Origin of the sequence: Streptomyces sp. NPDC007346, assembly GCF_040703535.1 — a bacterium.
GTDB lineage: Bacteria > Actinomycetota > Actinomycetes > Streptomycetales > Streptomycetaceae > Streptomyces.
Window position 1 is genome coordinate 35,469 of sequence record NZ_JBEYKR010000004.1, and the last position, 10,498, is coordinate 45,966.

A 10,498-nucleotide genomic window follows, 5' to 3' on the forward strand; every position below is an offset into this window, starting at 1 on the left:
CGGGCCGCGTCCGGAGACGAAGGCGCCCGGTCGCTGGCGACGGGGGATGCACCAGCGACCGGGCTTCTAGAACGGTAACAAGAGATCTGCCGTTCGCAAATTCGATCTCGCCTATGAGGGCGGGGATTTACTTGTGAGTACGGTGAGTTGTGACGCGGGTCACCGACTCGGCGGGGCGCCGCCAGGGTCAGCTGAGCGTCACCTGGCGGTTGGTGAGGCCACCGCGCGCACGGCGCTCCTCGGCGGTGAGCGGGGCGTCGGAGGCGAGTGCCGTCGCCAGCCGCTCGGCGAACGCGACGGCGGGCTTCTCGCACGCCTCGGCCCCCATCGAGCTCGGCAGATCCCAGACGGGAACGACCAGACCGTGCGCCCGGAACGAGCCGACCAGCCGGGTGTCCTCGCCGAGCGAGGAGGTGCCGGCGGCGTGCAGCCGGGCGAGGGCGTCGAGGAGCTGCTCCTCGGGGTGCGGCATGACCCAGCGGAGGTGGTTCTTCTCCGGGGTCTCGCACCAGTACGCGGCGTCGACGCCGGAGAGCAGCGTCGTCGGGATCGCGGCGGCGTTCGCGCGCTCCAGGGAGGCGGACACCTCGGGGGCGGCGTTCTCCGCGTCGGGCACCCAGAACTCGAACCCCGTGTGGACGACCGGCTCGAACGCGGCGTCCGGGTCGAGCAGATCCTGCAGGCGCGGCCCGTCGGCCGGTACGCGGCGGGCGGTGACCGGGGTGCCGGGCTCGACCTCCAGCGCACGCTGGAGAGTGTCCGCGAGGTCGCGGCTGAGGTCGCCGGAGGAGGTGTCGTTCTGCAGGGCGAGCAGGACGGAACCGTCGTCGCGGCGCAGGGCCGGCCAGGCCATCGGCAGAACGGTCGCCAGCGTCACCGACGGAACGCCCTCGGGCAGTCCGCCCTTCAGCGTCAGCTCGACCGTGGCGGCGGGCACCAGCTCGCGCAGGGCGACCCAGTCGCACTCACCCGCGAGGCCCTCGAACGGGCGGTGGACCAGCTCGGTCACGGCCTGGGCCGCGGCACGTCCGTGACACGCCTTGTAGCGACGGCCCGAACCGCACGGGCAGGGCTCACGGGCCCCGACGACCGGGATCTCACCGCCCTTGAGCTGCTGCTTCCCGGCCTTGGTCTGAGGGCGCTTCTTGGCCATGGTGGGCATTCTCCCGATTGCGACAGTGCGGTCTCGGCGCGAGCCTAGCCGCCCGCGACACCACCACGGCACACGCGCCGGTCACCACCCCCGCCGGCCGGCACCTCCGCCGGCCGACACCCTCGTCAGCGGCGCCACATCCGTCAGTCGCAGCCTTCGAGGACCACGGCTCTCTCAGCTCGCGTCGTCGAGGACGTCGGAGAAGTCCAGCCCTTCGAATCCGGTCAGCCCGCCGACCGAGCCCAGTGCGTCCCTCCCCAGTGCGTCCCTGCCTCGCCCGGCCCTGCCGCCCAGAGCGTCCCTGCCCGGTCCGCTCCCGCTCAGCCCGGGTGGCTTCTGGGAGGAGACATGGGCCCAGACGGTGACTTCGCCCGACGAGTCGTCCCGTACGCCCCACTCCTGAGCCAGGGCGCTGATGATGTTGAGCCCCCGGCCGCCGCGCGCCGTCACCGAAGGGGTGGACGGAACGGGCCGGGTCGGCCCGCCGCCGTCGGTGACCTCCACGGTCAGCCCGCCGCTCGTCTCCACCCGCCAGGCGGCCCGGATGTCGCCGTCACCGACATCCGTGTGCCGCCCCAGCGGTCTGCCGTGTCTACAGGCGTTGCTGAGCAGTTCGGAAAGAATGAGAACAGCGTCGTCCACGACCGCGTCCGACACCCCGTTGCTGCGCAACTGCTCACGCATCCGGTGTCGTGCCTGCCCCACGCCCGCAGGGCCATGAGGAACGGCCATGCTCGACGACGCAGGCACCTCTTGTGCCACCACCAACGCCACCCCCGAGACCTCCTTTGCCCCACGCCACGGGTTGGATGCCCCACTGAGCTGCACCGGAAACCGGCCAGGGGGCGGTCGGTGACGCACTCGACACGACTGAACGCGCGGTGAATGCGCCGGTGTACTCCCTGTCATGGTCGTGATGGGTGGTGCTGGGGTGCTGTTGTGTGCTAAATGCGGCCCAGTTGGGACAGAACCTGCTTCGGCCGGTTGGTGATGATCGCTTCGACGCCGAGTTCGGCGCAGAGCTCCACGTCGGCCGGTTCGTTCACGGTCCACACGTGGACCCGGTGGCCCGCCCGGTGCAGCCGCTCGATGTATCCGGGGTGGCTGCGCACGATCCGCATGCCGGGGCCGGCGATCCGGGAACCGGCGGGGAGCCGTCCGTCGCGCAGCCGGGGGGACACGAACTGCATCAGGTAGACCGTGGGCAGAGTGGGGGCGGCGGCCTGGACGCGGTGCAGGGAGCGCCCGGAGAAGCTCATGATGCGGATGGGGGAGGGCTCGTCGGCGGGCGGTGAGGCCAGGCCGAAGCGGTCCAGCAGGTGCAGGAGCCGCTCCTCGACCTGTCCGGCCCAACGGGTGGGGTGCTTCGTCTCGATGGCCAGCTGGAGAGGCCGCCCGGTGGCCCGCACCTCGGTGAAGAGCTCCAGGAGCCGTTCCAGGGTGAGTACGGAGGTGAGCTCGCCCGGCACCGGATCCCAGTCCGGCGACTCCTCGTGGTCCTTCCAGGAGCCGAAGTCGAGGGCGGCGAGATCGGCGAGCTCCAGGGCGGAGACGGCGCCGCGCCCGTTCGACGTACGGTTCACCCGGCGGTCGTGTACGCAGACGAGGTGGCCGTCGGCGGTCAGCCGGACGTCGCACTCCAGGGCGTCGGCACCGTCCTCGATCGCCTTGCGGTAGGCGGCCAGGGTGTGTTCGGGGGCATCGTCGGACGCCCCGCGATGGGCGACGACCTGGATCGAGGTGTGCGCGCTGCGCTGCCGTGCGTGGGTCACCTTCGTCATGGTGTCACCGCCACGGGGGTAGGTGAGCACATGTCACCCTGGAGGTCTGTTTTGTCTGATGTAAAGATTGGTGTGCGGATGCACAGGTCCTGCTTACAGTGGCCCGACGTGCTGTGGGAAAAGCTGACCGCAGACACGTGCACAGCGGATTTCTTGCCGAACGCCGACTGGATGCCGAGTGGAACCGAGGAGTAAAGAGCTGTGAGCACCGAGAACGAGGGCACCGAGGGCAACGCGGTACCGGCCGTGCCGTCCGTTCCGCCCGCACCTCCCGTGCCGGCCACCACTCCCGACCCGGCCGCGGACGACGCCACGACTCCGGCGCCTCCGACCGCGGACGGCACCATGACTCCGGCGCCTCCGAGGGCGGACGGCGTGCGCGAGGAGTCCACGGGCGGCTCCGGTACGGAGGCCACGCCCCCGGCCGCCCCGGCCGCGCCCCCCACTCCGGCGCACGCGGACGCACCGCGCCACACCCCCACGCACCAGGGCTCCCCGACGCACGCGGCCGCCCCGCAGGACTCCGCGGCACACCCCGGCGGGCCCGCGCCCCACCAGGTCCACGCCTCTCACTCGCCCCACACCCCGCAGCAGCCCTCCCAGCCGCCCCACCCCCCGTACGGCGCAGCGCCCGAGCCCCCCGCCGACGCCGCCTCCTGGCCCCCGCCCCCGCCCGCGGTCCCGTCGTACGGCGGCGGCGCGGCCCACACGCCCGGCGGCGGCATCGGCAACGGGAGCGGCAACGGCCCGGTCTGGGGCGCCCCGGTCCCGCAGCCCGGCCCCTCCCACGGCAACGGGAAGCGCCGGGGCGCGGGCGGACTGGTCGCGGCGGTGGCGGTGGCGGCACTGGTCGCGGGCGGCGTCGGCGGCGCGTTCGGCTACTGGGCGGCCGACCGCAACGACAACGGCTCCTCCGGCAGTTCGACCACGGTCTCCGCATCGGACTCCCCGAGGGACCTCAAGCGCCCGGCGGGCACCGTGGCCGGGGTCGCGGCGAAGGCGCTCCCCAGCGTGGTCACGATCGACGCGCAGGGCGGCGACGGCGAGGGCGGCACGGGTACGGGCTTCGTCTACGACAAGGAGGGCCACATCCTCACGAACAACCACGTGGTGGCCTCCGCGGCGGAGTCCGGCGAACTGTCGGCGACGTTCTCCGACGGCAAGAAGTACGCGGCCGAGGTCGTCGGCCGGGCCCAGGGCTACGACGTGGCCGTGCTCAAGCTCAAGAACCCCCCGTCGGGTCTGACCCCCCTCCCTCTCGGCAACTCGGAGAGCGTGGCGGTCGGCGATTCGACGATCGCGATCGGCGCCCCCTTCGGCCTGTCCAACACGGTCACGACAGGCATCATCAGCGCGAAGAACCGCCCGGTCGCCTCCGGGGACGGCTCCAGCAGCAAGAACTCGTACATGAGCGCCCTCCAGACCGACGCCTCGATCAACCCGGGCAACTCCGGCGGCCCGCTGCTGGACGCGACGGGCGCGGTCATCGGCATCAACTCCGCGATCCAGTCGACGGGCGGCGGCCTGGGCCAGTCCCAGGCCGGCTCGATCGGCCTCGGCTTCGCGATCCCGATCAACCAGGCGAAGAACGTCGCCGAGCAGCTGATCAAGACGGGCAGGCCGGTCTACCCGGTGATCGGCGCGACGGTGACGATGGAGGAGAAGACCGGCGGCGCCGCCATCTCCGCCGAGGGCGCGGGCGGCACCCCCGCCATCACCCCGGACGGCCCGGCGGCCAAGGCGGGCTTGAAGCCGGGCGACGTGATCACCAAGTTCAACGACACCGTTATCGACAGCGGCCCGACCCTGATCGGCGAGATCTGGACCCGCAAGCCCGGCGAGAAGGTGACCCTGACGTACGAGCGCGACGGCAAGACCGCCACGGCCGAAGTCACCCTGGGCCAGCGCGAAGGCGACAACTGACCGGCTAGGCTGTCCTACGCGTCGAACCGGCCCCACGGGGCCTGACGGCCCATCGGCCGTCACGGCCCGGGGCCGCCGACGCGGGGTGGGTTGCCCGAGCGGCCTAAGGGAACGGTCTTGAAAACCGTCGTGGCAGCGATGTCACCGTGGGTTCAAATCCCACACCCACCGCCAGGTGAACGGCCCCTGACCAGGAGAATCGGTCGGGGGCCGCTTTCGTTGCGTACTGCTCGTACGGGGAGGGCGACGGAAGGAGGGGCCCGGGGGCACCCGGAGGGTGTCTCCGTCCAGCTCCATCCGTCGTACGCGCCCGTACACGGTGTTCTGGACGGGGGTTGAGCAGGCATGGGTGTCGAAGCTGAGAGCGATGTCCTGGGTGCCGGGCTCTGGGTGCTGGGCTCTGGGCGCTGGGCTCTGTGAAGGCACACATGAACGTCAGCGAGAACGCGTCCTCGTCGTCCGGCTCGGCGATTCCGGTGCCGGCTGTAGTGACCCCAGGGCCCCCAGCACCACCGGCATGCCCTTTCTCCGGGCCACGACCAGGACCCGTACGCCCCCGTCCTCGCACTCCAGCACCAACGACCGGCTGTCGACGGCTGGGCCCTCGGGGTTGCCCGTTCTGTAGGGCGGGCGGAGGCGGAGTGGGGCGAGGGTGCTCGGGACCTCCTTGCGGTGGAAGACGCCCGTCGGGTCCAGGGTGGTCGCCAGGATGACCGGGCCCACCCCACCGGTGGCCGTGAGACCGGTCTGCCAGGGGTAGGCCTTGGCCGTACGTCGACTGCTCCACCGTGTCGCGAGCGTGCCCAGCACGGCCGCCACTCCGAACAGGGCGATGCCGAGGCCGAGGGGGTGCGGTAGTCGCCTCGTACGTCCGCGTTCGTGTACCGCCGCGCGGATGCGGAGTCCACGTACCGGATCTGGGCCCGCCAGGAGGTGACCTCGACCTTTGTTCCCGGGCGGGCCACCGGGTGCTCCTGCGGGTCGCCGCCGAGGCGTGTGCGGGTGGACGTGCCGTCGGCCTGCGTGATGTGGTCGTGAGGGCGGAAGCGGTACGGGTGTTTCCTGCACAGAGGTACGCCGCTCGTTGCCGGGGGCCGGCAACGGAGGATTGCGCGCACTCACCTCCGTCCCTCGCCGCGAACTCAGTAGCCCTGCCCCCGTGTCAGCCGTTCCGCCGAGGCGATGGCGGCGCGGGCCTCCGTCTCCGTGAGGCCCGTGCGGACCGCGGCGGTGGTGAGGGCGTCGGCCAGGGCGTCACCGAAGCCGTGCTCGTAGGCGCGGCAGGCCGCCCAGAACAGGCGGGTGTTGCGCTGGCCCTCGTGGGCCGCCAGGACGAACTGGATCAGGCCTTCGCCCCGGCGGCCGGGGGCCGTTTCCCTGCCGGGAGTGCTGGGTTCGCGTCGTGGAGGCGTCAGGAGGCGCAGCAGCGCGCGGGGGCAGGGGGCCGGGGGGAGATGGGCGGTGCCGGGTGCCAGGCGGTAGCGGCCGTGGGTGGTGACCGAGCCGGGGCCGACCAGGTAGCCGCCGTTGCCGCGGACGTCGATGCCGGGGGCGAGGCGGCCGGCCGAGTTGGGGACCGTGGTGTCGGCGGGGGCGGTGAGCCAGAGGTGGCGGCCGCCGCTCGGGGTGAGCACGGTGACCGTCGGCGGGATGGTGAACAGGTGCTGGAGCGCCAGCTGCTGGAGGGCGCCCACCGAGTCGTTGCCGTGCGCGGTGTCGATGTCCAGGTCGACGCCGATGAGCCGGTGCGGGGCGCGTCCGCAGGCGATGCCGTAGCCGGTGGCCCGGGGTGCGGCGGCGAAGAGGGCGCGGATGGCCGCGGGGTCGGTGGTGGCGTCGTGCACCCCGTGGCCCGGCAGCCCGCACTCGCCCCGGCAGTGGGCCGGCGGCTGCTCGCCGTGGTGGGGGGAGCGCAGCGCGGGGAGCTTGGTGGCGGACAGGGGGAAGACGGGGAGCCCGCGCCCGGCGGCGGAGAGGGCGTGGGCGAGGGCCAGGGTGGCGGTCTGCCGGTCGATGGTGGCCATGGGCCTAGTCTCGTACACCTGTTCGAGTATGGGAAGTGGGGGAAGGTGTGGGGAGGGCGGAGGGGGGCAGTGGCGAAACGCTTTTTCCTGTGGGGCAAGGGGTGGCGTGGTGGCATCGCCCGCCTGGACATTCCCTGCCGCATAGGAGGTTTATCGCCTCTTCTTCATGCTTGCGGGGGAATCAGGCGGCACAGCATGGTTCGCCGGGGATGTGCTGGGCAACTCTGGTCTCGCGACGTCGTGACCAGCGCCGGGGCGGTCGGCCAACTTCCCCGGAACCAGCCGCACATGGACCTTTGAAGCCGCACTTCCGGTTCCCTGGAGGAATTGACATGGCAAGCATCCGTACCGCTCGTGTTCTCGCCGCAGTCGCCGCGCTGCCTCTGACCGTCGCGCTCTGCGGCGGAGTGGCCCTGGCGGACAACGGCTCCTTCGCGAACGACGGATCGAACGCGGCCGTGGCGACGGTCGGCGGCAGTGGCGTCGGCGGCAACAACACCGGCAACTCCTCGACCACCCAGCAGCAGGCCGTCGGACCCGGCGCGTCCAACCAGAACACCTCGGCCCAGGTGAGCGGGTCGGCCTTCACCGCCATCGACCAGTCGGACCACAGCGTCGCCGTGAACTTCACCCCGTTCTTCTGGTGAAGTCCCGTGGGCGGTGCGCCTAGGGTGACGCCTCTTCGGTGAACAGGAGGTCGGCGCCTCCCGGGGGGTGGGTGCCGGTCGTCTGAACAGCAGCCCGTGCGGCGGCACTTCGGTGTCCCGTACGGGCTGTCGCCGTTGTTCTCGTCGCTCGGCCAGGCGCGCGGAACCCGGCGGCGTACTTCCATGGGAAGCCGATCACGCTCACGGGTCACGCTCACCGATCGCGATCACCGATCACCGATCACGCCCACCGGTCACGCTCGCCGATCACGCCCACCGATCGCGCGGCCTCCCGCTGGGTCGTCGAATCGCTGCGGCTGCTGGACTGCTGCCGGGGCTGATCCTCGGCGCGTACGGTGGCCGGCCCTCGGTACGGAAGGCGGTGGGCCCCCGGCGCGGACAGCTGGTCACCGGCGCGGGGCCCCGTACGGAGTCGGGGGCGGACCCCTACGGCCCGGCCGTGGGCCCTCCACCTTCAGGAGGTGGAGGGTGTGCTGCCCCTACAACCTGAGGCGGACGGCGCTTCGGGACCTGGGGGCGATCCCCCGGGCGGCCCCCGCTCCTAGCGTTGGGTACATGACCACGCCAGTCTGCACGGGCGCCTCCAGGGCGGCTTCCGCCACCGCCGCCGGCCACCACGCGTACACGCCGTACGCGTCGTTCTCCTCGTACGTCAGGGCCCGGGGCCCGGTCCTGCTGCGCACCGCGCGCTCGCTCACCGCGAACCCGTGCGACGCGGAGGACCTGCTGCAGACCGCGCTCGCCAAGACGTACGTCGCGTGGGAGCGGATCGAGGACCACCGGGCGCTCGACGGCTATGTCCGCCGGGCGCTGCTGAACACCCGGACCTCGCAGTGGCGCAAGCGCAAGGTCGACGAGTTCGCCTGTGAGGAGCTGCCCGAGCAGGGCGGCGTCCCGGCGCCCGATCCGGCCGAGCAGCAGTCCCTGCACGACGCGATGTGGCGCGCGGTGCTCAAGCTCCCGGACCGCCAGCGCGCGATGGTCGTCCTGCGGTACTACGAGGACCTCAGCGAGGCCCAGACGGCCGAGGTGCTCGGGGTGTCGGTCGGTACGGTGAAGAGCGCCGTCTCCCGCGCCCTCGGCAAGCTCCGTGAGGACCCGGAGCTGACGCCGGTGCGTTGAGGGCTCAGCGATCTCGGAACAGTGCTCCGCGGGGCCCGGAACGCCCCCGGACAGGAATTTTCTCCCGCCAGTAGTGACATACCGCTTGGTATGTGCGCAGAATCAGCGCAACCTTACTGCCGCGTAGCGCCTACCGGGAGGACGCCGTGCTGAGCACCATGCAGGACGTACCGCTGACTGTCACCCGCATCCTGCACCACGGGATGACGATCCATGGGAAGTCGCAGGTCACGACCTGGACCGGCGAACCCGAGCCGCACCGACGCACCTTCGCCGAGATCGGCACCCGCGCGACCCAGCTGGCCAACGCGCTCCGCGACGAGCTGGGCATCGACGGCGACCAGCGGGTCGCCACCCTCATGTGGAACAACGCCGTCCATGTGGAGGCCTACCTCGCGATCCCCTCCATGGGCGCCGTGCTCCACACCCTCAACCTCCGGCTGCCGCCCGAACAACTCGCCTGGATCGTCAACCACGCGGACGACAAGGTGGTGATCGCGGACGGCACACTGCTGCCGCTCCTCGTGCCGCTCCTGCCCCACCTCCCGAGCGTCGAGCACGTGGTCGTGTCCGGGCCCGGCGACCGCTCGGCGCTCGCCGGGGTCGCGCCGCGCGTGCACGAGTACGAGGAGCTGATCGCGGGCCGCCCGACCACGTACGACTGGCCCGAGCTGGACGAACGCCAGGCCGCGGCCATGTGTTACACCTCCGGCACCACCGGGGACCCCAAGGGCGTCGTCTACTCCCACCGCTCGATCTACCTGCACTCCATGCAGGTCAACATGTCCGAGTCGATGGGGCTGACCGACAAGGACACCACGCTCGTCGTCGTCCCCCAATTTCACGTGAACGCCTGGGGGCTGCCGCACGCCACGTTCATGAGCGGCGTCAACATGCTCATGCCGGACCGCTTCCTCCAGCCCGCGCCCCTCGCCGAGATGATCGAGCGCGAGCGCCCCACGCACGCCGCCGCGGTCCCCACCATCTGGCAGGGACTCCTCGCCGAGGTCACCGCCAACCCGCGCGACCTCACCTCCATGGCCAACGTGACCATCGGCGGCGCGGCCTGCCCGCCCTCCCTGATGGAGGCGTACGACAAGCTCGGTGTCCGGCTCTGCCACGCCTGGGGCATGACGGAGACCTCGCCGCTGGGCACCATGGCCCACCCGCCGGCCGGACTGAGCGCCGAGGAGGAGTGGCCGTACCGCATCACCCAGGGCCGCTTCCCGGCCGGTGTGGAGGCCCGGCTGGTCGGTCCGGCGGGCGAGCACCTGCCGTGGGACGGCGAGTCGGCCGGTGAGCTGGAGGTCCGTGGTGCCTGGATCGCCGCCTCGTACTACGGCGGGGCCGACGGCGAGCACCTGCGGCCCGAGGACAAGTTCAGCGAGGACGGCTGGCTGAAGACCGGCGACGTCGGCCTGATCAGCAGCGACGGCTATCTCACCCTCACCGACCGGGCCAAGGACGTCATCAAGTCGGGTGGCGAGTGGATCTCCAGCGTCGACCTGGAGAACGCGCTGATGGCCCACCCGGACGTCGCGGAGGCGGCCGTCGTCGCCGTACCGGACGAGAAGTGGGGCGAGCGGCCGCTGGCGACGGTGGTCCTCAAGGAGGGCACGGCCGGGACCGACTACGAGGCGCTGAAGGCGTTCCTCGCCGAGTCGGGCATCGCGAAGTGGCAGCTGCCGGAGCGCTGGTCGGTGATCCCCGCCGTACCGAAGACGAGCGTCGGCAAGTTCGACAAGAAGGTGATCCGGAAGCAGTACGCGGACGGGGAGCTGGACGTCACCCAGCTCTGACCTCTCGTCTTGGTTTCACGTGAAACAG

Annotated in this window: 9 protein-coding genes and 1 tRNA gene; 5 read left to right on the plus strand and 5 right to left on the minus strand. The window is 71.7% G+C overall.

The features are described 5' to 3' along the window. Positions 1 to 187: 187 nt before the first annotated feature. The 3 genes from AB0917_RS02255 to AB0917_RS02265 all read right to left on the minus strand — a co-directional run bounded on the left by AB0917_RS02255 (position 188) and on the right by AB0917_RS02265 (position 2,934). On the minus strand, positions 188 to 1,153 hold the full coding sequence (locus AB0917_RS02255; RefSeq protein ID WP_366817547.1) for a DUF5926 family protein: 966 nt from the start codon (positions 1,151 to 1,153) through the stop codon (positions 188 to 190). 174 nt (positions 1,154 to 1,327) lie between these two features. Next, positions 1,328 to 2,014, minus strand: coding sequence for an ATP-binding protein (locus tag AB0917_RS02260; protein WP_366817548.1), 687 nt, complete (start codon positions 2,012 to 2,014; stop codon positions 1,328 to 1,330). An 83-nt stretch (positions 2,015 to 2,097) separates the two neighbouring features. Continuing rightward, entirely contained in the window at positions 2,098 to 2,934 is an 837-nt protein-coding gene (locus AB0917_RS02265) for a glycerophosphodiester phosphodiesterase (RefSeq protein ID WP_366817549.1), read from the minus strand. A gap of 201 nt (positions 2,935 to 3,135) precedes the next feature. Between AB0917_RS02265 and AB0917_RS02270 the strand changes: the two genes are divergently transcribed. Together AB0917_RS02270 and AB0917_RS02275 are read left to right on the plus strand one after the other, a co-directional pair. Next, on the plus strand, positions 3,136 to 4,857 hold the full coding sequence (locus AB0917_RS02270) for a trypsin-like peptidase domain-containing protein (protein WP_366817550.1): 1,722 nt from the start codon (positions 3,136 to 3,138) through the stop codon (positions 4,855 to 4,857). A gap of 84 nt (positions 4,858 to 4,941) precedes the next feature. Continuing rightward, positions 4,942 to 5,031, plus strand: a tRNA-Ser gene (locus AB0917_RS02275). 261 nt (positions 5,032 to 5,292) lie between these two features. Here the strand turns inward: AB0917_RS02275 and AB0917_RS02280 are convergent. Further along, positions 5,293 to 5,667 carry a hypothetical protein gene (locus AB0917_RS02280; protein ID WP_366817551.1) on the minus strand — a complete coding sequence of 125 codons (375 nt, stop codon included), beginning with the start codon at positions 5,665 to 5,667 and terminating at the stop codon, positions 5,293 to 5,295. Between the two features lie 332 nt (positions 5,668 to 5,999). Next, positions 6,000 to 6,881 (minus strand): bifunctional DNA primase/polymerase, encoded by an 882-nt coding sequence (locus tag AB0917_RS02285; protein ID WP_366817552.1) that lies wholly within the window; start codon positions 6,879 to 6,881, stop codon positions 6,000 to 6,002. Positions 6,882 to 7,213: 332 nt separating this feature from the next. On the opposite strand from AB0917_RS02285, the gene AB0917_RS02290 reads away from it, so the two are divergent. The 3 genes from AB0917_RS02290 to AB0917_RS02300 all read left to right on the plus strand — a co-directional run bounded on the left by AB0917_RS02290 (position 7,214) and on the right by AB0917_RS02300 (position 10,470). Further along, on the plus strand, positions 7,214 to 7,528 hold the full coding sequence (locus AB0917_RS02290) for a hypothetical protein (RefSeq protein WP_366817553.1): 315 nt from the start codon (positions 7,214 to 7,216) through the stop codon (positions 7,526 to 7,528). 576 nt (positions 7,529 to 8,104) lie between these two features. After that, on the plus strand, positions 8,105 to 8,671 hold the full coding sequence (locus tag AB0917_RS02295; protein WP_366817554.1) for a SigE family RNA polymerase sigma factor: 567 nt from the start codon (positions 8,105 to 8,107) through the stop codon (positions 8,669 to 8,671). 146 nt (positions 8,672 to 8,817) lie between these two features. Continuing rightward, on the plus strand, positions 8,818 to 10,470 hold the full coding sequence (locus AB0917_RS02300; protein ID WP_366817555.1) for a long-chain fatty acid--CoA ligase: 1,653 nt from the start codon (positions 8,818 to 8,820) through the stop codon (positions 10,468 to 10,470). Positions 10,471 to 10,498: the final 28 nt, after the last annotated feature.